The following is a 20,371-nucleotide window of genomic DNA, read 5'->3' as shown; positions in this document are numbered from 1 at the left end:
CAGGCATCTCCGATCAGGGACATGGCCACCTCACGGCGACGATGGCCGCGCCGGAGCGTTCGTCTGGTTGATGTCGCCGATCGTCCGCCACAGGCGCAGCGCCCGCCCTCGGTGCTGGTTCGCCAGGTGGTGAACGCCGGCGGCGGCGTCGAGGTCGCCGATCAGTTGCCAGCAGGTGGCCTCGTCCTGGCGGTCGCCGTGCCGGTGGAACAGGCCCGCCGCGCGCTCCAACGCCGGGCTCGCCCGGTCCCGGTCGTGTTGGCCGGCGTACACGCGGCCGACTTCCAACAGCGTGTACGCGACGCACCGCTCGTCGGCCAGTTCCTCGAAGGTGGCCAACGCCTGCCCCAGGCAGCGCAGCGCCTCGTCCGGATCACCGCGCCGATCGTGCAGCCGGCTGAACCGCCGCAGCACCACGGCCACGCGATGGTCGTCGCGCAGCGTCCTGGCCCGGCTCAAGGCCCCGTCGAACCAGAACTCCGCCTCGTCGAGTCTGCCCTGCATGAGTTTCATCACGGCCATGGAGCAGGACAGCTGCGCTTCTATGTGCCGGTCGCCCTCACCGGCCGCGATGGCCAGCGCGTGTTCGACGCGTTCGAGGGCTTCGTCGTCACGGCCCTGCACGCGGCTGACCGTACCCAGCATGGCTACCGACAGCGCCTCGCCGCGTTTGTCGCCACTGTCCCGACACAGCCCGAGGGAGGTCTCCAGGGCCTGGGCGGCGCGATCGAATTCGTCCTGGTAGATGTGCAGCTGGCCAAGGCCGCGCAGCAGCACCGATGCGCCGCGCATGTTGCCTGCGGCCTCGGCCGCGTCCAACGCGAGGCGGTGCCCGTGCTGCCAGTCCTGATAGAGACACCGGTGGTCGTAGTAGGTTGCTGCGCCGGCCGCCAGCTCCCAGGCCATTTCGTCCAGGCCCCAGTCCACGGCCAGTTTCACCGCGCCGAGCAGGTTGTCGCGTTCCGCGTCGAACCAGCCGACCGGGTCGGTCATCAGCCGGTCCACGACCGCATCAGGCAGCGAGCGGCGCGGTGCCGTACCGGGCGGGGTTGCCAGCAGCCCCGCCGCCGGCAGCCGATCGGTGCCGCGCCCGATCAGGTCGAGCCAGACGGACAGCACCCGGACGATCACCTCTCGCTTCTCCTCCGTGGGCAGCGGGGCGGCGCTCTCCACGGCACAGGTCCTGATCAGGTCGTGCAGCCGGTAACGCGGCTCGCCGAGGGCGTCGGTGGCGGTCAGCCGCACCAGGCTGGCGTCGACGAGGGTGTCCAGCACCTCTTCGGCGTCCGAGCGGTCCAGCAGCGGGCCGACCACCCAGCCGGGCAGGGTGTAGGCTCCGAGCAGACCCAGCAGGCTCAGCGCGCGCACCGCGTCGGCCGGCAGCAGCCGTAAGCTCAGTTCGACGCTGGCTCGCACGCTGAGGTCCCCGAGCCTCAGCTCGGCCAGCCTCCGGGACTCGTCCTCGATGCGCTCCCGCAGCACCCGCAGCGACCAAGCCGGACGGCCCGTGAGCTTGCCGCTGGCGATCCGGATCGCCAGCGGCAGATTGCCGCAGCAGTCGAGGATCGCGTCGGCCTCCTCCGGTTCCCGCTCGACCCGCGACCGCCCGACGATTCCGGTGAACAACTCCCGCGCCTCTGCCGGGCTCAGCACGTCCAGGTCGATGTGCAGAGCGCCGGGAAGCTGCGTCAGCAGAGTGCGGCTGGTGATCAACACGGCACAGCCGTCGGCAGCGGGCAGCAAGGGCAGTACCTGATCGGCTTGACCGGCATCGTCCAGCACCACCAGCATGCGACGGTCCACCAGCAACGACCGGTAGAGCGCAGCCCGCTCGGCCAGGCCCTTGGGGATCGCGCTGCCGGCGATCGAGAGCGCGCGCAGTGCCTCGGCAAGCATCATTCCCGGGTCCCGCGGCTCATCGGACGTCGCCGCGAGGTTGAGGTAGAGCTGGCCATCGGGGAAGGCACCGCTCGCCAGCCGCGCGGCGTGCGTCACCAGGCAGGACTTGCCGACACCGGGTCCGCCCACGATGACGGCCACTCGGGCCCGGTTCGGCGCCGACCCGTCGAGCAGTCCGGCGATCTCGGCCAGCGCCTCGGCCCGGCCCACGAAGTCCGGTACGTCAAGAGGTAGTTGACGGACAGGCATCGCCATGGCCGGCCCGGCGGCCGCCGCGTCGGGGCTCTGCGATGGTATGCCCAAGGGCCTGCCGGCCGGGACCGGGGTCGTCAAGGCAGGATCCGCGGTGAGGATGCGTTGGTGCAGCGCCTGGAGCGGCGGGGTGGGGTCGACGCCGAGTTCGTCGGCCAGTGTCCGGCGGAGCCGCTCGTACACGTGCAGCGCCTCGCCTTGTCTCCGACACCGATAGAGAGCGACCATCAGGTGTTCGGCGACATGCTCGTCGTAGGGGTGCTCGCGGAGCAGAGCGGTCAGCTCGTCAATGACCTCTCGATGGCGTCCCAGACCGAGTTCGATGACCAGACACTGTTTGAGTGTGTCCGCGCGTTTCTCGTTCAGCCGTGCCGCATCGATCTCCAGGACCCGGCTGGAGATGTCGGTCAGGGCGTGCCCACGCCAGCAGGCCAGCGCCCGCCGGAGTGCGACAGCTGTCTCGGACGGATCCGTGTGCCGTTCGGCGAGGCGCCGCTCGTGGTCGAACTCCAGCAGGTCGAGCTGATCCGGGGCCAGGTGGATCTCGTAGCCGCCGCGCCGCGTACTGATCAGGGGGCCTGGTGCTCCGCACGCGGCGAGGTTGCGGCGCAGGCCGGAGAGAGCGTCCTGGATTTGACGGACCGCGGTGGCGGGCGCTTTCGCGTCCCACATCACGGCGACGAGCCGTTCCATGGAGACGACGTGGTTGGCGTCGATCAGAAGCGCGGCCAGCATCTTGGCCTGACGCGGTCCGTCCAATCGGGCCTCGCGTCCGGTGATCCGGGCATGTAACGGCCCCAGTACGCCGAATCTCATCTTCCCCCCAGGCACTTCATGATCAGGGTTGGTCCCCTCGCTGACCTGGCGCTAGGACGAATCTAGGACGGCCGACGGACCCGTGTCCATAGCGTCACAGTGGGGCACGCAGCCGTTCCTGCGCAGCGAAAGGAACAGCGATGAAACGTTTGGTCGAGGCGGCAGTGGTGGCCGCGACGACGACCGTCGTCACCGTCACCTCCACCGGAGTGGCCAGGCCCATGGCTGACGGATGGGCCGGCAGGACCGCGGCTTCTCACCGGCCACGCGGCCGGCCCTACGCGGTCACGGCCGGCCGAGACAGTACGCCCCTGAGCCATCGGATGAGTCACCGCCATTGCCATCGGACGCGGTGCCGGCCGCCCGTGCAGCGCTCGATCGTCCCCGCGTCGATCCGCACCGGGCAGTGGGGACACGTAGACGTCGACGCGGGCTTCGGCCCGGCCATTTCAGAGGGGACGAACCCGGCATCATGAGATCCGGACTGCGGCGCCTCTCCGTCGCCGTAAGCGCCGTCACCGTCGCCGTCGCCGCGGCGGGATCGGTGGCCGTCAGTGCCGACGTGGCCACCGCGGCCGCGTCAGACGCGTGCACGTACACCAGGCGACTGCCTCGCACTCGGGCTGGAACGCGCAGGTGGCCATCCGGACGACGCAGCGCTTCTCCACCGCCACCTCGTACCCCGAACGGTAGCGGCCGGGTGCTGTGCTGAGCGGTCGGCCGGTCGTGGCCTCCCGGAGCGCCGGTCGGCGCAGGCCGCCGCCCTCATGGCACCTCTGTCCCGTCCTGAGACGGTTCCGCTACGACAACTCGCCCCACCACGAGTGGGGCTCGTTCGAGCACGGGCCGGACGGTTGCGAGCTTCTGTTTCTCGTACTGACGATCTCGCGGGCGATCCCTGCTCGCACGGACAAGGAGACACCCAACGATGCGCACACGACTCGCCGCTACCGCGGCGACCCTGATGCTGGCGACCGGAAGTCTGGTCGGCCTCGGTGCCACCGGCGCCAGCGCTGACGACACCTACTGCACCCCCGACATGAGTGCCTACGGCTGGCAGGTGCACACCTGTTTCGACGTCACCACCGCCGTCTTCACCCAGAGGATGGACGGCACCTCCGCCAGGACGGATGTACGGATCTTCTTCCGGGTGGACGACAGGTGGTCCATCGAGTACAGCAACGCGGGAACCGGCGGTACGCTGGCCGAACCCAAGCAGACCTACAGCATCAGCATGCCCTGGTACGCCCACGCGCCGGGGTACAAGCTGGAAGCGTGGATCACGGAGTCCGGCAGAACTGTCGCCTACCAGTCGACCGGCTGGTTCGGCTGACAGGTTCCCCGCCCGCATCCGAGGCTGACGCGAGCCGGTGAGTCCGGCGTCGTCCACACCCGCTTGCTTCCGAAACCGCGGTTTGACCGTATGAGCGGCCCGCACCTTCAAGGCCCCTTGCACCCGGCACGGCTGTGGCGGCACGTGTTCACCGAGCTGGAGAACCGCGGCCTCCGCGGCCGATGGACGAAGCCGGCGCCGATCGCGCAAGGCATCACAGGAGGAGGAGTTCATGCCCCGCCAACCCCACCGGCGCCGGCCCCGAGGCGGCCGACGAGCCGCCGCAGCCGCACTGTGCACCCTCGCGACCCTCACCACCGGGGTCCTGCTGGCGCCGAGCGCCCAGGCAGCCGGCTCCAACTGGGAGGCGTGGTCCGGTAACTGCTACGGCTGGACAACCTGGGACGCCAACCACGTCACCGGACACACCTGGGACCACGCTTACGACGACTGCCGGATCTCGATCATCCAGTGGAACGCCTACGGAACACCCGGCTCCGGCTCGTCCTACCGCTATGCCGACGTCTACGTCCCCAACGCCGGTGCCAGCACCCCCACGTGGTGGCACGGGCCCACGGACACCGGCGGCCTGCTGGAGGTTCAAGTCTGCGTCCAGGACATGAGCACCGGAGCAGAGATCCAGTGCAGCAAAGCGTACTACTGACACGTCCGCTGGTCAGGCCCCGGCTGCGCACATCGCCTGCCCGCGGCCGCACCCGAGCAAACCTCCAGCCCGACCAGGCCGCGCACACGGCCGCCCTGCTCGTCGCTCGCAATGCGAAGGAGGGATACCCATGAACCCGGCCCGAGCCTTGAAGGCTGTTGCTGTCAGTACGGCCCTTGCTGTGTCCGCCCTCGCGGCACCCGCCGTGACCGCGACGGCCGCCCACGCGGACAGCTGCTCCTACTCCTCGCTCACCAGGAGCGACGTGAACCTGTACGGCTACGTCGGCTATGTGGAACTGATGTACTCCTCCGGCTGCCGCACGACCCGGGCGCACTTCCACGTCGACAGCTCCTTCCTCGCCGACCACTCCGGATGGAACGTCCGCCTCTTCGTGGGCAACGGCAGAAACGTCAACCGCACCGCTCAGAACGTCGTGGTCGTCACCACCTACCCGAACAACACCTCGTACTCGGACTACTGGTCCGACCCCACCAGCATTTACGGGCATCCGACCGAACAGTTCGTAGCCGGGGTGCGCTGGGCCTACAACGCCTGCCAAGGCGAATGGGGATCCGGCTGGCACGACTACGCCAACGGCTACGACTACGGCGACGGCGGCGCCTACAGCTACAGCCAGGGCTGCCACGGCTAGCGCTCCGACCGGCAAGGCTCGCCGGCCGCAAGAAGCGAATCCCGCCATGCAAAACCAACCTGTCGTACTCACCGTCAACGACATCACATACCCAACAAAGGAAAGCCGAGGACCTGCCACCATGCGAAAGATCCGTGCCGGCTTCACCGTGACCGCTCTGGCTGCCGCCGTGATCATCGGCGTCAGCACCGCCGCGTCCGCCGCGACCGGCAGTGACTCCTACACTCTCCACGGCGTGACCATCACGGGCACCAACACGCTGGCCGAGACACCGTGGGTCGAAGCCTCCCTGTGCAACCACCAGAGTTCAGCGAACAGCTTCCACTTCTGGATCAAGGACGCCCAGACCGGCCGCGCGATCACACGCACGGACTACACCACCCCCCGGCTCGCGCCCGGCGCATGCGACTACATCTACGGAGAGGACAGCGGCCAGGACGCGATCCAGGTCTACGCGAGCTCCGGCAGTCTGTGGACGTTCGGCACCGACTGGATCTACCTCGGCTACTGATCCGCTGCCCCTGCCACCACCCCGCGACCCCGCCCGCTGGTGCCGGCCGCCGCTGACTCGGCGCCCGGGCAGACCGGCGGATCACGACGGCAGATGGGGCATGTAGCGGCCGGGCGTTACCCCTGCTCGTGCCCCCGCGGCCTGGTCTGGCCCACAGTTCGCCGTAATGATGCGCGATCTCCGCCAAGGCTGACCACTCCCCCAGACACCAGGGAACTCGCCAAACCGGTGGTCCCGGCACTGCCCCAAGTTCACCCATCAGCACAGTCAGGACCTGGAGGAGTACTCAACCGCCCCTACCCCCAGCCCCGTACTGGCCTGGGCCCGTGGCCATGGTCCAGATGGTGGGGCACCAGGACCATGCGGTCGAAACCGCGGTGCTCGACCTGTTACGGAAGAAGCCTTTGGTCTGCCGTACAGCGCGACGGCGGCTGATTCACCGGCACTACGGCGGACGGTCAGGAGTAGAAGGTGGCTCTGCCGCCCACGCCGTGCCCAGCGGGGTGGTCCTGCGTCAGGACGAGAAGGAAGACGCCGAGAGGGCGGAGCTCCACCCGGACGGGCCGGGCTTCCACCCGCCCCGCCCTGGGACGGCAGTTATGAAAGGTGTTTGTACATGGTGCAACCACTGTCGCGGCGCGCGAGGGTGCCCTAGATTCCTTGCGTGCGGCGTAACTACGGTGCGCCTTAGGGCAGTTGGTTTGGAGGATTCCGTGAACGGAAAGCTTGCGACGGCCAGACTAGCCGCGGTCACGGCGACCCTGTTGGCCGGAGTGGCGCTGGCCGCCCCGGCGTCGGCCGCCACTGCCGCGCCCGCCCGGGGAGTAGCGAGAGCGGCGGACGCGTCCACCTACTACGTCTACGTCACCGGGGTCAGCAGCTCGCTGGACGGTGCACGGGCGAACGCGAACTACAAGCTCCCGCACAACTGTGAGCCCGTGGGTGTGGTGGCCAGTGGCGCCACCCCCGACAACAACATTTGGGTGACCGTCCAGGGCATCTGCTCCGGGGCGCAGTGACCAGGGGGCGGCACCCGCGCAGCGCTGACCCAGCAGGCGCACAGCAGTGACCGAGGGGCGCCGACCCAACCGGCTCCCCTCGGGGCTCCAAGGCCGCGGTGACCAGCACCTCGAGCAGGAGTCCGAGCGTGTCGGTGACGATGCTCCACTCCGTGCCGACGGTCTTCTTCCCCGCGTCTACACCCTGGCCGGCGGCGCGAACACTGGTGGAGGTCTTGACGCTCTGCGCGTCGACCACGCAGGCCGACGACTCGCCGCCCCGTCCTTCGGATGTCGATTCGCCATGCTTCCGACCTACCGCCGCGGACCGAATGCGCCCAGGCGCACGGCAACCACGGCGGAAGCACACAACCGCGAACGCCGGACATCCTGGGATGAGACAGAAGTACCCCGCCTTCCGTCCCACCCGCGACCTCATAGGTCCCGCAGGTATCAACCGTCTCCACGACATCGCCTGCACCGCAATCCCGCATCGCGAGAATCGACCCACACAAGATCAATCCAGGTGAAAACGGCCTCCCACTACATATTTCCGAACCTCAAAGGGGCAGGTCAAGGTGCCGATGACTCCGGAGCTGTCTGCCGCTGCATCAGCTGTACGGCGCGGTCGCAGCTCAGCGCCCCAGCCGGCGTGGGAGCGTCCAGGGTGGGCAGGCCGGTGAAGCTTAGGACGTTGGCGGCATCGGTGATGTCCAGCGCGGTGGAATAGCCCCCTTCTCCTTCTTGAGATCGCCGCACACCAGGACGCCCGGCCGCCTCCGGCATGGGGCACGTTCGGCCCAGGGGCCGGGCGGGCGTTCACAAGCGCCGCTCGGTCGGAGGACGGAACTCCCTCCGCTCGACGAACCATTGCGGCGGCCACCGCGAGTTCGGATGGCTTCTTGAAGATCACCGAGGCCGTTCCTGCCGCCCTGCCGGTTCGGCGCCCAGCGATGCAGTGATGCAGATCACTCCGCCCGCCCATCACAGGCGCGACGTGGGCCGCGTCCCATGTGTGAGCTGATTCCACAACAGGAGGCATACATGAGGGTCGTGGTGGTGGGCGCCGGCTACGCCGGGACGATCGCGGCGAATCGTCTGGCCAAGAAGGTGAAGGCAGCGGAGATCACGGTGATCAATCCGCGCTCGCACTTCGTCGAACGGGTGCGGCTGCACGAGCAGATCGCCGGGACCGGCGCCGCGGCGACCCCGTTGGCGTCGATGCTGCGCGAAGGGGTCACGACGCGGCTGGACACCGTCGACAAGATCAGCGACGGAGAGGTCGTTCTCGGTGACGGCTCGCGTCTCGACTTCGACTACCTGTTCCTCGCGGTGGGCAGCACGGTCACACCGCTGCCGGGCACTGTCCCGGTCGGGATCTGGGAGGGTGCTGAGCGGGCACGGGCCGCGCTGGCCGGGCTGCCCGGCGGGAGGACCGTCACCGTCATCGGCGGCGGGCTGACGGGCATTGAGACGGCGGCCGAAGTCGCCTACGGCCGCCCCGACCTGCACGTGCGGCTCGTGGGGGCAACGATCGCCGCGAGCCTGTCGGCGGGGGCGCAGAAGCGTGTGCACACCGGCCTTGAGCACTTGAACGTGGAGATCGCGGAGGACTCCGTCGCACGTATCGCCTCGGGCGCCGGGGAAGGAGGAGGTGACGCTGTGCGTCTCCGCTCGGGCCGGCAGTTCACCTCCGACCTCACACTCTGGGCGATCATCGGGGCCGTTCCCGATCTGGCCGCCCGCAGCGGGCTGGAGGTGGATGCCGACGGGCGTGCCGTGGTCGACGAGTACCTGCGCAGCGTGACCGACCCGCGGATCTTCGCCGTCGGTGACTGCGCGGCGGTTCCCGGAGCACGGGCGGCCTGTGCGACGGCCATGCCGCAAGGTGTGCACGCAGCGGATACGCTGGCGCAAATGATCGAAGGCCGTAAGCCCGAGCCCTACTCCATGGGATACACCGGCCAGGGGGTGAGCCTGGGCCGGCGCGACGGGCTGCTCCAGACCGCTCACAGGGACGACCGTGTGCGGCGGATCTACTTCGCCGGCCGCATCGCCGCTGTCGGCAAGGAAGGGATCTGCCGCTACGCGAAGTCCGGCGCCCGCACCGCCACCTACGCCTGGCTGCCGGGGCCGAAGTGATCGAGCAGCCGAAACCCGAGGACGAGTTCACCGCGCACAGGGCCCTGCTGTTCTCGATCGCCTACGAGATCCTCGGATCGGTGGCCGACGCGGAAGACGTGCTGCAGGAGACTTACCTGCGGTGGCGGTCGGTGGGCCACTCCTCGGTGGAGAACGCGCGGGCCTATCTCGCGAAGATCGTCACCCGGCAGGCGCTCGGCGTCCTGCGGTCGGCTGTCCGCCGCCGGGAGCAGTACGTGGGGCCGTGGCTGCCCGAGCCGTTGGCGACCGATGCCGTCGGCGACGCACCCGGCGGCATCGACCACGTGCTCACCGGCGAGGCCGTCACCACCGCGATGCTGCTGGTGCTGGACGCCCTCACCCCGACCCAGCGCGCGGTCTTCGTGTTGCGGGAGGTGTTCGCCTTCGACTACCCGGAGATCGCCGCCGCTGTAGGAAAGTCCGAGGCCGCGGTACGGCAGCTGAACCACCGCGCCCGCAACAGCGTGCGCGCGAAACGGCACACGGCGGTCGCCACCCCCGCACAGGCACGGCCGATCGCCGAACGGTTCCTGACTGCGGCCACCACCGGCGACGTCCAAGGCCTGATGGACCTGCTCGCACCCGACGTGGTGTTCCTCGGCGACGGCGGCGGGGTCGTGAGCACGGCGCTGCGCCCCGTGGTCGGGCCCGACAAGGTGGCCAGGCTGCTCCTCGGCCTCCTGGCGAAGGGCGCCCGCATGGGCGGAGTCGACATCCGCCTCGGCACCTACAACGGGATGCACTCTGTCGCAGTCCTCATCGACGGCGTACTCGATCAGGTGACCTCGATCGAGGTCCGCGGCAGTGCCGTGACGGCCCTCTACTGCGTCCGCAATCCGGAGAAGCTCACCGCCGTCAAGATCTGAACCGCGTGTCTTCCAAGGGATGCCCCGGAGCGGCATTGAGTCGGCTACACAGAACTCCTTGCCCGTCCGCAGCCCTGCCGTTTCCGGAGCATCCGTTACAGCTCTCCGCCGTTGCCTTCGTCAGCCGTTGAGGGACCTCGCCCCAAAGTCCCTCCCAGCACGCCTCGTGCCAGTCCGAAGGCAGGCGGAGTGGAGCACTCACCGAACCGCATGATCTCGACCGCCTCACCCTCGGCGGCGACATCATCGAAATGAGCATCCTCAGCGCTCACGGACCCTTGACCACCACCAGCCCCCCACGTTGGAGGCGTTCACCGGTCCAGGGTTCGGCAGAGTGCGACGCTCGAACTCATCATCGATGCGAGCAATCAGCCGACCGAGATCACGCTGGCCGCCACGGGGGAGGTGAAGCATGGCCTCTTCCAGATCATCGCGGGCATACTCCACCTCCAGTCCGGGCTGCCAGACCTGGGATGCGTTCAGATAGCGGCCGGGTTGCCTGAACGCCCACTCGAAACGGGCGAGCGCGTCAGCAACTGCGCCAGGCCACATCCGCTCGTCCTCGACGCGGCGGACAGCCGCACGAGTCCTCGCGGAAACTCCCCGGATCCGCCGAACCACAACGTGTCTGCGAGGCCGCCATCGCTCAGCGCGGACGGCCTTCGGGCGCCTACGCGGCATCGCCCTTTCTGATCAACATGCCGTCATCCTGCCACGAGCGGCGCTCACTCCGCACACACGATCGTTCCCCCGCCACTCCGGGGTGCGCTGACTTCTCACCCACCTTCATGTGCTCATCAGGGCGCCATGTCGCCAGGGACTCACCGTCCCGCCGCCCGGGCCGGCCTGTGCCGGGACCTCTGCACGGTGAGTTGCCGGTTCATCCGCCGTCTGTGGGTGGCGTCGACCGGGTCGACCAGGCGCAGCAGGTCGTGCGTCTTCTCGCGCCTCGGGCGTAGGGCAGGCAGCGACCCAGTGGTCGTCGCGCGCGCCCCGAGAACGCACTCCTTCGTCTACGCGGCCTGGGTGAGTTCGGCGCGGCCGAACAGCAGGGCGTAGCCGGTGGGGAGCTGGTGGAGGATGCGGGTGATGAGGTCGGGGCCGGCGCAGGCGGCGACGGCGGAGAAGACGGAGCCGGTGTCCCAGCGGGTGGTGCCCAGGGAGGCGCCGGTGCGGGCGGCGAGGTCCTTGACGAAGGCCCAGCCGGTCAGTGGCTGGGTGTCGGGGATCTGCTCGGTCAGCACGCGTGCGGCTTCCTGGGGCAGGCAGCCGGCCAGGTCGACGCGTTCGTCGCCGGTCAGCTGGCGTCCCAGTCCGGCGAGCACCAGGCGGACGGCTTGGTCGGCTCTCTCGCGGGTGGGGTAGGCGCCCTCGTAGCGGACCCTCTCCAGCATCTGCTCATATGCCGTCCCGTACGGCTGCTGGATCAGTGCGTGCCGGTCGGAGATCACGAGGTGGTTGCCTTTCTTGCTATGGCCGGTGTGCGGGCACCGGCGTGCGGGATGGTCAGGTGGGCCGGGGGCGGCCGAAGAGCAGGTCATAGCCGGCGGGGAGCTGGAGCAGGATCTGATCCAGCAGGTCTTCGCCGGCGGCGTCGGCTGCGGTGGACAGCACGGCGCTGACGTCCCAGGCCGCGGTCTGCTCGGTGGCACCCTCGATCCACGCGGCGGTTGCGCGGACGAATCGCTCCGGGGACAGCGGCTCGGCGCTCTGCAGTGGATTGAGCAGGATCAGGGCGAACGCCTCAGGCAGGCGCGCCGCCAGCTGGGCGCGGACGCCGCCGACCAGGTGTGCGCCCAGGAGGGCGAGCACCACGCGGGCTGCGCGCTCGGCTTCTTCCACAGTGCCGTACTCGCCGCGTTCCTTCACGTGGCCGAGGAACGCTTCGCGTCGCAAAGTCATGCCGACCGCCCCCTTTCTTCGTCGAACTGCCCACGGGGTGCGGAGAGCGGGGTCAGGGGGAGGTCAGGTGCCCGCCCTCCGCACCGTCCGGCCGGTGTCAGCCGGAGATCTCCTTGCGGCCGGATCCGACGCCGATGGAGATCTTGCGGGGCTTGGCGCGCTCGGCGATCGGGATGCGCAGGGTGAGGACGCCCGCGTCGTAGTCGGCCTGGATGTGCTCGGTGTCGAGGGTGTCGGCGAGCACGATCTGGCGGGAGAAGACCCCCTGCGGCCGCTCGGACAGCTCCATCTGCACGTCGTCGGACTTCGCCACCGGGCGGCGCTCGGCCTTGACGGTGAGCATGTTCCGCTCGACGTCGATGTCGATCGCGTCCGCGGTGACGCCGGGCAGGTCGAAGGCCACCACGTACTCGTCGCCCTCGCGGTAGGCGTCCATCGCCATCGCCGAGGGCCGCGACCAGGTGCCGGGCCCGGGCGCCATCAGCTGCTGTGTCAGCCGGTCCAGCTCGCGGAAGGGGTCAGTGCGCATCAACATCGTGAAAACACCTCCAGCAGGTTCAGGCAGTTGCTGCCAATGCGCCTCACTGACACCGTTGTAACATGTCATCCAATGGATGACAAACATGATGTCGTCAATTTGATGACAACCCGAGGGAGGTGCCTGTGACCGCAGCCGACCAGCCACCCACGACCAGCACGAATACCCGCAGCCCCGTGTCGTTCCTCGCTGCCGCGGCGGCCCTGCACGCCATAGACGACGCCCTGCACAACGCCCAGCGAAAGTCCCCGGACCCCCGGGATACGCCCGGCCCCGGGCCGGAGCAGGCGCTGGCCTCCCTGCTGCTGTTGCGGCAGGTCCGCGAGCAGCTCGCCGGATGGGAATCCGGCCTCATCGAAACAGCCCGCCATGCCGGAGCCAGCTGGGCCGAACTCGCCCATCCCCTCGGCGTCGCCAGCCGCCAGGCCGCCGAACGCCGCTACCTGCGCAACCGCCCCGGGCCCGCCGGAACCACCGGCGAACAACGCGTCCAGGCCACCCGCGAACGCCGCGCCGCCGAACGCACCACCGCCACCTGGGCCCGCCACAACGCAGCCGACCTACGCCGCCTCGCCGGCCAGATCGCCGCCCTGACCGACCTGCCCACCGCGGCCCGCCTCCCACTCAGCCAGCTCCACACGGCCCTCGGCCACGACGACCCCGCCGCCCTCATCCACCCCCTCAACGCCACCCGCCCCCACCTGACCACCACCCACCCCGACCTCGCCGCCCAACTCGACACCCTCACACCGCCCTGACCTCGCCCGTTGCCCCACGTCGGGCGCGAGACCACCCCGACGATCAAGGAGCAGGCCGGCGCCCACCAGGCTGCTGAGCGAGGACGGCCTCCGGGATCACGGGATGCTCGGCCCACCGGGCGCCGGGCGATTGCGGTTCCTGTGACCGAGCGCTCTCCGGGCGGGGCTCTCCGTCCGCGCAACCGCCCGCTGGCGGCGGCCGGGCCCAGGCGCCTGCCCCAGCCCTCGGCAGGCGTCTGTGCCCGGACAGTCCTCACCGGCCTGAAGCCGGCCGGCGGCGGCATCCGGACTGCCTGGGGCGCCGCCTAGACGAGTCATTCCGAAGTGATCGTGATCAGCTTGTCGATGGGCCAAGGGGCTATTCGATGGCGTGCTGCTGGTCCGTGGACATGCATGCCTACTGCCCCCAGGCTGGCTCTGCGTCCCTCGAGAAGCCGGCGAAGTAGATGACGCTCGCCGCACAAGGGAGGCCGGAGCTGGTGCTGCTCGTCCCGGGCCGCTCACGACAGCTGCTGAATCCCTCCCGGGGTTCAATTCAGCTGGTCGCGCACGAGATCAAGGAATGCCTGTCGGCTCGGATGTATGTGCGCCCAGACCTTCTCGTCCTGCGGATCTTCCGGGTCTTCGGGGCCCTTTCTGATCACCTCCTGTACTGCCCAGGCGAGGCTGCGTGCCGCTTCGCTGACCTCGGGCGCGCACAGTACGTGGATCGTCTTCTGCGTCACCCACACCCTGTCAAGGACCTGCCGTGCCCGGGCCTGCCACTGCTCGTCAGCCAGGTTGTGGTGATGCCGATCCACCGCGACTCGTTCTGCTTCCTGCACCGCAGACAGAAATTCGATGAGGTGAGTGAGACGCTCGTTACGGCGCGCCTCGGCAAGTTCACGAGCACTGCGGCGCGCCTCGCCGCGTTCCAAGGCGTGTCCTGCCGTGCGCTGGGTCAGTATCGACATGAGCCCGCCGAGCAGGACGCCGACGAGCGGCGCAAGCGTTGTCCACACAACGTCAGACTATGACATCGATGGCATGGACATGGGGCGGGGTTCGGGCAGTTTCGGGCCGAACAGGGACACGCGGACGGCAAGGTCGTCGCCGGAAGAGGCGAGGAGGGCGATGCTCGCCCGCTCCCCCGCGGCCGTGCGCTCCCGACCCTGGTGCGGGTTATTCGTCTGTGAGCGTTTCGCCGTGGCGGAGCCAGGGGCGGGCAAGAGTGATCAGGGCGCGGGCGACGGCGAGGGCTATGAAGATGCCGCGCCAGGTGGAGCGTGCGCAGGGCGTTGCGCTTCGGCTGCTGGTGCTCCTTGCCGGCCGTGCGCGCGCCGATGACGTCCACGCGCGAGGCGACGGCGGGCAGGACGGCACCGGCGTGCGGGACGATCACGCGGAGGCCGGGGGACGCTTTAGCACACCAGAGAGCACCATGTCGGTCATCGCACGCGTGGTGTCGAAGAGGAACTCCACCATGGGCCGCGGATACGGCAGGGCCGGGGCATGCCCGGTACAGGGGGCGGCGAGGCTGGTGGGGTGCAGGCACAGCACGGCGTTGCGGCGGCCGAGTTCGGCGTAGACCAGCTCCAGCTGCTCGTTGCCCGGGTAGAGGCCGTCGAAGTTGGTCTCGAAGACCACGCCGTCGGCACTGAGCTCGTCGAAGGCGTACGCGATCTCCGTCAGGGCTCCGTCGATGTCGGGCAGCGGCGTCGAGGCGAATAGCCCGAACCGGCCCGGTGGGCGCGCGCGAGCCGCGCGGCCTCCTCGTTGACCCGCCGGGCCAGAACACGGGCCGCGGCCGCGTCACCGAAGTGGACTCCGGGTGACGAGATCGACAGATACGCCTTGGCGATCCCCGCCTCGTCGAGCATCCGCAGGGCGGGGGTCTCGTCCCAGTCGGGGATGCCCCAGATGCCGTCGGGGCGGGAGTGCCCGTTGTCGATCAGCGCCTGGCGGTAGAAGTCGGGCACCGGGCAGCTGCGCGCAGTGGAGAAGGACCTACGCTCCCCGCTCGCCTGGAGGCGCTGGCTCCAGCGCCAGCACCCGCGTGGGCATCGTGCCCCCGTAAGTCGCTTAGGCGAATGCCGGCAAGAGCAACCTCACCGGGACTTCCTGCGCCTCAACCACTCACGCCCGGCCCCTGCCGGGAGCACGCGCAGGTGGTGCAAGATCCATACCGGCAGGTCAGGTCCAGGCGCCGGAGGGGTGGAAGCAAGATGGTGCGGGTGCGGAGGTGGGTGGCCGGTATGGCCGCTGCGGTTGCTGTCACGACTACTGCGACGGCGGTTGCCGCGGTCCCCGGAGACGGAGCGAGGTCTGCCGTGTCCGGACAGCGGGCCGCAGCGGTCGCGGACGCGGAGCGCCCGTCGGCGAGCGGTGACCGCCGGCCCTTGGTGATCGCCCACCGGGCCGGTACCGCCGACTTCCCGGAGAACACCCTGCGCGCGATCGACGGTGCGTTGGCGATCAAGGTGGACATGATCTGGCTCAGCGTGCAGGTGAGCCGGGACGGCGTCCCCGTCCTCTACCGGCCCGCCGACCTCGCCTCCCTCACCGACGGCATGGGAAAGGTCGCGGACAAGGACGCCGCGGAACTGACGCGCCTGAACGCCGGCCATCAGTTCAAGAACGCCGCCGGGGACTACCCGTACCGCGCGCGTCCCACGCCACTGCCCACGCTGGAGGAGGCGTTGCGGCGGATCCCGCAGCGCATGGGCGTGCTGCTGGACATGAAGTCGGCGGACCCGCACACCCTGGCGCCGGCCATCGCGAAGACGCTGGACGCCATGGACGCTCAGGGGCGCGGGCAGTGGCAGCGTGTGCGGTTCTACTCCACCGAGAAGCTCAATCTCGAGGCCATGGCCTCCTACCCTCGGGCGCGGCTGTTCGAGGACCGGGACACCACCCGCACCCGCCTGGTCACCTCACGCCTGACCGGCGACTGCCTCGACGCACCCCCCTCCGGGACGTGGGCCGCGTTCGAGCTGCGCCGTGATGTGACGGTGACGGAGAACTTCACCCTGGGTGAAGGCCGAAGCCCGGTCAAGCAGGCCCTGATGTGGGACCAGGCCGCCTCGGCCTGCTTCCACACCCACCCCTCGGTCCGAACAGTCCTGATCGGTATCGAGACCACAGCGGACTACACCACCGCCATGCGGCTGAATGCCTATGCCGTCCTGGCCGATTCTCCCGAGCGCATGATGAAGATCAAGAACGAGGCGCGTCAGAACTTCGCCGAGTAGGCGGACGGCCGGGCCCGCCCAGCAGATCTTCACCGCTTCGGAAGGCACCTGGCCTGCCCCGAGTTTCAACTATCTGGATGCTGGCGCGGTTGGGCGGACCGCTTGGGCTCCTTGCTCCAGTTCCGGCTGGCCGAGGCTTTCCTGGACTCCGCCGTGCAACTGATCGAGGCGCTGGCCACCGGCTGGAAGCCGGAGCGGTACCGCGACACATACCACGAGCAGGAGGCGCTGCAGAGCAGCATCGAGCAGGCTCGCAAGCGGGGTGCCGCCGCCCCGGCACTCATCGGGCCGCCGATAACAATCACCCCTTGTACCAGACTGCGAACTCTGGGACCTGTACCACTTCCCCGGGCAGAACGTCCGGGCCGGACTGAACCTCGATGTCGTAGCAAGTCGATCCGTCCCCGTCGGGGACGACCTTCTTGATCACACCCCGGTAACCCCCTTCCACAGCCCCTTGGGCCGGCGAGTCCGCATAGGTGGGGGTCCGGTGGTTCTGGCGGCAAAACCAACGGAGTAGCACCTGAGCTGGTCCTGCTACGCACTCCGGGGGAACCCTGCGCCGCCAGACCGCTGACGGGGAAATCCAAGATCACCGAACACCAATCATGAAGCAGGACGACGAAAAGGTCACCGAGGAGGACGTCAAGAACCTCGACGGCCACGAAGCCTGGTGAACGCGGCTTCTCGGCCTCTTCGGCGAGGCGGGCTGCCGGGGAGACACTCCGGCGGGGCACCGCCCCAACCGGTCGGTCGCGCCCAGGCGATAGGTTCGCCCGGCCTGCGGTCCCCGCCGCACAGGGCGCCACCAGGGGGAACGGCCCGCCGACCAAGTTGCCGTAAGCGCCCCTGGGGCCTCATGATGCGGATCCGCACCGCACTTCATCCCGGGGGAATCTGTCCACATGGGCGCTTCGCTGCGCGCTCTGCGCGCCCTCGTCCTGCTCGCGGGGTTCTACCTGCTGGGCGTCGTCCTGCTGGCAGTCCTGGCCGGTATCGACTACGCCGCCATCAGGAGCGGGCTGCACGCCACCGCCGACAGCATCGTCGTCTTCTCCGTCGTCCTCGCGATCCCGGTCGTACGCGGCCTGTTCATGCTGCGCACCCCCAAGGCCGAGCCTCCGGCCGGCATCACCGTCACCATCAGCGAGGCCCAGGAGCCCGCGCTGTGGGAGGCCATGCGCGATGTCGCACGCCAGGTCGGCACACGAGCGCCCGACGAGATCGTGCTGATCGAGCACGTGAACGCGGCCGTCAGCGAGGACTCCTCGCTGCTGGGCCTGCGGCCCGGTGCCCGTCGCCTCTACCTCGGCCTGCCGCTGATGATGGGCCTGGACGAGATGCAGCTGCGCGCCGTACTCGCACACGAGATGGGCCACTACGCCAACTTCGACACCCTCCTCACCCCGCTGATCGCCCGTGGTCGCGCGCAACTGATACGCACCGTCACCCACTTCCACGAGCGCTCCGACGACAAGCAGGCCAAGGAGCGCGAGAGGCAGGAGAAGAAGGCCGCCAAGCGGGCGGCCAAGGGCAAGAAGACCCTGATGGTCGACACCCCGGGCCTGGGTGCGACGTACCGCGGCATGGCCAAGATCTACACGGCGTACGGCAACTTCTACATGCGCGCCACGCTCACCACCTCCCGCCGCCAGGAGCTCGCCGCCGACCTGGCCTCGGTCCGGGTCGCCGGACGCGACTCCGCCGCGTCCGCGCTGCGCGAGGTCGATGCCCTCGGCTCGGCGCACGCGTTCTACATGAGCTCGTACGCCACCCTCGGCGTCGGCGCCGGTCTGCTGCCCCGGCCGGGCGAGGTCTTCGGCGGCCTGCGCCGGCTCCTCGACGCCCGCTCGGCCGAGCTGGAGGAGCTGCGCCGGGAGCTGTCGACCGAGCCCGCCTCCCCGTACGACTCCCACCCCTCGCTCGCCGAGCGGGTGGCCCGGATCGAGGCCCTGCCCGACGACGGCCGCGGCCGACAGGCAGCGCGGCCCGCTCTGGAGCTGCTGGCCGACCCGGACGCGGTGCTGACCGCGCTGGAGCAGGCCGTCCTCACCCCGGAGGCGCTCGCGCTCAAGCGGGTGGACTGGGAGGACCTGGTCCACGAGTCGATGACCTTGTACGTCGCCCAGGGCACGGAGGACATCCGTGAGGCCCTCTCCGCCGAGGGCGCGGACCCCGACCTCCAGGCTCTGCTCGACGCGATCGACGCCGACCCGGCCGTGCGCTGGCGGATCGCCGACCAGTTGCCGAAGTCCGAGCAGGCGGGGGCCGCGACCGGCAGCGCGGCCCGCGAGTTCTCCCGCCTGGCGCTGCGGCGGGCCCTGAACCAGCTGGTCACCACGGAACTGACGGCCCGCGGCGCCGCACGCTGGCAGCTGTCCTGGTCCGACTCAGCCACCCTGCGCTATCCCGCCGACGGCTTCGAGGACCAGCTCGGCCTGGCCCTGGACGCGGCCGTCGCGGACCAGCCCCACACCGAATCCCTGCGAAAGCTGGTGCTCGCCTCCTGACCGGCCTCCACATCCTGGACGGCATGCTGCTGTTCGGCGCGTTCAAGTTCCTGCGCGGCGACTACGTCATCCGCAAGGCGAAGCGGCTGGAAGGCGAGATCGCGACGCTGAACGGCTGCCGACGAAGTGAGCGTGCCCGCCCGGCGCCGTACACGTTCCCCGAGGTTCCGGAGTAGGACCGAAAGCCGCCAGTAGTTGATCGTGAGGGGGCCAGGTCGGGCTGGATTCTGCGCGACGGACTCGCCGCCGGCGCGGCGCCGCAGGACGGTGCGGAGCCTGTCGTCGGTGATGACCGGCGGCCGGCCTCTGTGCTTGCCCTTGCCGGCCGCGGTGTCCAGGCCCTCCAGCGTGGACTCGCGGATGTTCTCCCGCTCTGTCTTCGCCATCGACGCGAAGAACGCGAACAGCAGCTTCCGGGGCCGGTGGGGTCGTCGATGCCGGGCAGGGGTCCGGCGAGCATCTCCAGGATGAGGCCTTGGGCGGTGAGGTGGTCCGCCAGGGCGGTGAGCTCGGCGGCGTCCCGGCCGAGGCGCTTCCTCTCGTAGACCGTGAAGATGACCCGGCAGTGCGGGGCGTGCGCCCTGATCTCCCGTGCGGTCTTCAGTGCCTCCTCGAAGGCGGTCCGGACGCGCACGCGGGTGCTGATCTTCTCGCTGAAGATCTTGCCCCTCGCGATGCCGTGTCCCGCGAGCGCGTCGAGCTGGGAGTCGAGTTCCTGGCCGAGGGTCGAGTAGTCGGCGTAGCCGATGCGGTGTCTGCGCCCGGCCGGCCTGGGTCGACGGCGGCCGGCGGCGGAGTGCCCGGCCGCCACGGCGGTCCGGGCCGCGGTCGGCCCGGACCGGCACCCGCAGCTCTTTCTTGAGCCGGGGGCACCTGGGTGAAGCGGTGGGTGTGGTAGGCGGACGCGATGGCGCCGCCGCGCGAGCGGCAGGGTGACCCGGGCTGCGCGTCGCACTTCGGACAGACGCACGCCTCGACGTCGTCGGCGTCCGGCTGGCCGGCCAGCCAGCCAGCCAGCCAGCCACGGTGGGCTGCCGAGGGGCCGTCATGGGCCCGGATTTTCGCACAATGCAAGTCTCAGAAGGGGGTCTGTCCCGCTATTAAGTGAGAACGGGTTCTGAGAGCCGATCGGGGGGCGGCGCGGGTCCGGTGCTCGTGCTGGTCGGGCGCGGCGGTTGTCTGCGTTCGTGATCCCAGCCGGCCCGGACCTCGTCTCGTGAGTCGTCGTTGAGCACCGTGTGCGTATCAGGTGACGGATGCTCAGTGATGGCTGGGC

At 69.6% G+C, this 20,371-nt stretch carries 21 protein-coding genes and 2 pseudogenes; 11 read left to right on the top strand and 12 right to left on the bottom strand.

From position 1 onward, the window contains the following. Positions 1-30: 30 nt before the first annotated feature. Both AC07BS_RS03955 and AC07BS_RS03950 read right to left on the bottom strand, forming a co-directional pair. Positions 31-2,967, bottom strand: a complete 2,937-nt coding sequence (locus tag AC07BS_RS03955) for an AfsR/SARP family transcriptional regulator (protein ID WP_478930003.1) — start codon at positions 2,965-2,967, stop codon at positions 31-33. A 94-nt stretch (positions 2,968-3,061) separates the two neighbouring features. After that, positions 3,062-3,190, bottom strand: coding sequence for a hypothetical protein (locus AC07BS_RS03950; protein WP_478637895.1), 129 nt, complete (start codon positions 3,188-3,190; stop codon positions 3,062-3,064). 705 nt (positions 3,191-3,895) lie between these two features. Here AC07BS_RS03950 and AC07BS_RS03945 point away from each other — a divergent pair. From AC07BS_RS03945 to AC07BS_RS03925, 5 genes are all read left to right on the top strand, one after another. Continuing rightward, entirely contained in the window at positions 3,896-4,300 is a 405-nt protein-coding gene (locus AC07BS_RS03945; protein WP_478930000.1) for a hypothetical protein, read from the top strand. 232 nt (positions 4,301-4,532) lie between these two features. Next, the gene (locus AC07BS_RS03940) at positions 4,533-4,964 is read left to right on the top strand and encodes a hypothetical protein (RefSeq protein WP_478929998.1); all 432 of its coding nucleotides are present in this window, start codon (positions 4,533-4,535) and stop codon (positions 4,962-4,964) included. Between the two features lie 130 nt (positions 4,965-5,094). Continuing rightward, positions 5,095-5,619, top strand: a complete 525-nt coding sequence (locus AC07BS_RS03935; RefSeq protein ID WP_478929996.1) for a DUF2690 domain-containing protein — start codon at positions 5,095-5,097, stop codon at positions 5,617-5,619. A 121-nt stretch (positions 5,620-5,740) separates the two neighbouring features. Then, the gene (locus tag AC07BS_RS03930) at positions 5,741-6,130 is read left to right on the top strand and encodes a hypothetical protein (protein WP_478929994.1); all 390 of its coding nucleotides are present in this window, start codon (positions 5,741-5,743) and stop codon (positions 6,128-6,130) included. Between the two features lie 713 nt (positions 6,131-6,843). Continuing rightward, positions 6,844-7,149, top strand: a complete 306-nt coding sequence (locus AC07BS_RS03925) for a hypothetical protein (protein ID WP_478929993.1) — start codon at positions 6,844-6,846, stop codon at positions 7,147-7,149. Between the two features lie 91 nt (positions 7,150-7,240). On the opposite strand, the pseudogene AC07BS_RS03920 reads toward AC07BS_RS03925, so the two are convergent. Further along, positions 7,241-7,417, bottom strand: a pseudogene (locus AC07BS_RS03920) (IS5 family transposase); the annotation flags it as partial. Between the two features lie 755 nt (positions 7,418-8,172). Between AC07BS_RS03920 and AC07BS_RS03915 the strand changes: the two are divergent. Then, a complete protein-coding gene (locus AC07BS_RS03915; RefSeq protein ID WP_478929991.1) occupies positions 8,173-9,270 on the top strand; it encodes an NAD(P)/FAD-dependent oxidoreductase in 1,098 nt (365 codons plus the stop codon). After that, a complete protein-coding gene (locus tag AC07BS_RS03910) occupies positions 9,267-10,157 on the top strand; it encodes an RNA polymerase sigma-70 factor (protein ID WP_478929989.1) in 891 nt (296 codons plus the stop codon). The genes AC07BS_RS03915 and AC07BS_RS03910 overlap by 4 nt, the downstream gene beginning before the upstream one ends. A gap of 261 nt (positions 10,158-10,418) precedes the next feature. On the opposite strand, the gene AC07BS_RS03905 is transcribed toward AC07BS_RS03910, so the two are convergent. The 4 genes from AC07BS_RS03905 to AC07BS_RS03890 all read right to left on the bottom strand — a co-directional run bounded on the left by AC07BS_RS03905 (position 10,419) and on the right by AC07BS_RS03890 (position 12,594). Continuing rightward, complete coding sequence (locus AC07BS_RS03905; RefSeq protein WP_478637910.1) at positions 10,419-10,709, bottom strand: hypothetical protein; 291 nt, start codon at positions 10,707-10,709, stop codon at positions 10,419-10,421. A 461-nt stretch (positions 10,710-11,170) separates the two neighbouring features. Then, entirely contained in the window at positions 11,171-11,608 is a 438-nt protein-coding gene (locus AC07BS_RS03900; protein ID WP_478929988.1) for a DUF2267 domain-containing protein, read from the bottom strand. A 55-nt stretch (positions 11,609-11,663) separates the two neighbouring features. Next, positions 11,664-12,059: a DUF2267 domain-containing protein gene (locus tag AC07BS_RS03895; protein ID WP_478637914.1), complete on the bottom strand. Its 396-nt coding sequence runs from the start codon at positions 12,057-12,059 to the stop codon at positions 11,664-11,666. A gap of 97 nt (positions 12,060-12,156) precedes the next feature. Further along, entirely contained in the window at positions 12,157-12,594 is a 438-nt protein-coding gene (locus AC07BS_RS03890) for an Hsp20/alpha crystallin family protein (protein ID WP_478637915.1), read from the bottom strand. A 128-nt stretch (positions 12,595-12,722) separates the two neighbouring features. Here AC07BS_RS03890 and AC07BS_RS03885 point away from each other — a divergent pair, with 128 nt between their 5' ends. Beyond that, positions 12,723-13,355: a type III effector protein gene (locus tag AC07BS_RS03885; RefSeq protein ID WP_478929986.1), complete on the top strand. Its 633-nt coding sequence runs from the start codon at positions 12,723-12,725 to the stop codon at positions 13,353-13,355. 530 nt (positions 13,356-13,885) lie between these two features. On the opposite strand, the gene AC07BS_RS03880 is transcribed toward AC07BS_RS03885, so the two are convergent. From AC07BS_RS03880 to AC07BS_RS03870, 3 genes are all read right to left on the bottom strand, one after another. Beyond that, complete coding sequence (locus tag AC07BS_RS03880; RefSeq protein ID WP_478929985.1) at positions 13,886-14,356, bottom strand: hypothetical protein; 471 nt, start codon at positions 14,354-14,356, stop codon at positions 13,886-13,888. A gap of 376 nt (positions 14,357-14,732) precedes the next feature. Beyond that, positions 14,733-14,981: a hypothetical protein gene (locus AC07BS_RS03875; RefSeq protein WP_478929983.1), complete on the bottom strand. Its 249-nt coding sequence runs from the start codon at positions 14,979-14,981 to the stop codon at positions 14,733-14,735. Between the two features lie 41 nt (positions 14,982-15,022). Further along, positions 15,023-15,313, bottom strand: a complete 291-nt coding sequence (locus tag AC07BS_RS03870) for a hypothetical protein (RefSeq protein ID WP_478929982.1) — start codon at positions 15,311-15,313, stop codon at positions 15,023-15,025. A gap of 351 nt (positions 15,314-15,664) precedes the next feature. On the opposite strand from AC07BS_RS03870, the gene AC07BS_RS03865 reads away from it, so the two are divergent. The 3 genes from AC07BS_RS03865 to AC07BS_RS03855 all read left to right on the top strand — a co-directional run bounded on the left by AC07BS_RS03865 (position 15,665) and on the right by AC07BS_RS03855 (position 19,271). Continuing rightward, on the top strand, positions 15,665-16,585 hold the full coding sequence (locus AC07BS_RS03865) for a glycerophosphodiester phosphodiesterase family protein (RefSeq protein WP_478929980.1): 921 nt from the start codon (positions 15,665-15,667) through the stop codon (positions 16,583-16,585). Positions 16,586-17,490: 905 nt separating this feature from the next. Then, a complete protein-coding gene (locus AC07BS_RS03860) occupies positions 17,491-19,095 on the top strand; it encodes a M48 family metallopeptidase (protein ID WP_478929978.1) in 1,605 nt (534 codons plus the stop codon). 23 nt (positions 19,096-19,118) lie between these two features. Further along, positions 19,119-19,271, top strand: coding sequence for a hypothetical protein (locus AC07BS_RS03855; protein WP_478639437.1), 153 nt, complete (start codon positions 19,119-19,121; stop codon positions 19,269-19,271). Between the two features lie 332 nt (positions 19,272-19,603). Here AC07BS_RS03855 and AC07BS_RS03850 read toward each other — a convergent pair. Beyond that, positions 19,604-19,783: pseudogene (locus tag AC07BS_RS03850) on the bottom strand (recombinase family protein); the annotation flags it as partial. Next, positions 19,696-20,169 carry a zinc finger domain-containing protein gene (locus tag AC07BS_RS03845; RefSeq protein WP_478929977.1) on the bottom strand — a complete coding sequence of 158 codons (474 nt, stop codon included), beginning with the start codon at positions 20,167-20,169 and terminating at the stop codon, positions 19,696-19,698. The pseudogene AC07BS_RS03850 and the gene AC07BS_RS03845, both read right to left, overlap by 88 nt. Between the last annotated feature and the right edge of the window lie 202 nt (positions 20,170-20,371).

This window comes from Streptomyces sp. NPDC044063 (assembly GCF_056434285.1).
The sequence above is the reverse complement of the archived record's forward strand: the minus strand, read 5'-3'. Positions and strand labels throughout refer to the sequence as shown.

Coding starts and splice junctions, on each gene's coding strand:
- AC07BS_RS03855 (WP_478639437.1), top strand. CDS start 19,119: ATGCTGCTGTTCGGCGCGTTCAAGTTCCTGCGCGGCGACTACGTCATC.
- AC07BS_RS03950 (WP_478637895.1), bottom strand. CDS start 3,190: ATGGGCCTGGCCACTCCGGTGGAGGTGACGGTGACGACGGTCGTCGTC.
- AC07BS_RS03895 (WP_478637914.1), bottom strand. CDS start 12,059: ATGACTTTGCGACGCGAAGCGTTCCTCGGCCACGTGAAGGAACGCGGC.
- AC07BS_RS03905 (WP_478637910.1), bottom strand. CDS start 10,709: ATGTGGCCTGGCGCAGTTGCTGACGCGCTCGCCCGTTTCGAGTGGGCG.
- AC07BS_RS03940 (WP_478929998.1), top strand. CDS start 4,533: ATGCCCCGCCAACCCCACCGGCGCCGGCCCCGAGGCGGCCGACGAGCC.
- AC07BS_RS03945 (WP_478930000.1), top strand. CDS start 3,896: ATGCGCACACGACTCGCCGCTACCGCGGCGACCCTGATGCTGGCGACC.
- AC07BS_RS03955 (WP_478930003.1), bottom strand. CDS start 2,967: ATGAGATTCGGCGTACTGGGGCCGTTACATGCCCGGATCACCGGACGC.
- AC07BS_RS03930 (WP_478929994.1), top strand. CDS start 5,741: ATGCGAAAGATCCGTGCCGGCTTCACCGTGACCGCTCTGGCTGCCGCC.
- AC07BS_RS03935 (WP_478929996.1), top strand. CDS start 5,095: ATGAACCCGGCCCGAGCCTTGAAGGCTGTTGCTGTCAGTACGGCCCTT.
- AC07BS_RS03860 (WP_478929978.1), top strand. CDS start 17,491: ATGGGCGCTTCGCTGCGCGCTCTGCGCGCCCTCGTCCTGCTCGCGGGG.
- AC07BS_RS03890 (WP_478637915.1), bottom strand. CDS start 12,594: ATGTTGATGCGCACTGACCCCTTCCGCGAGCTGGACCGGCTGACACAG.
- AC07BS_RS03915 (WP_478929991.1), top strand. CDS start 8,173: ATGAGGGTCGTGGTGGTGGGCGCCGGCTACGCCGGGACGATCGCGGCG.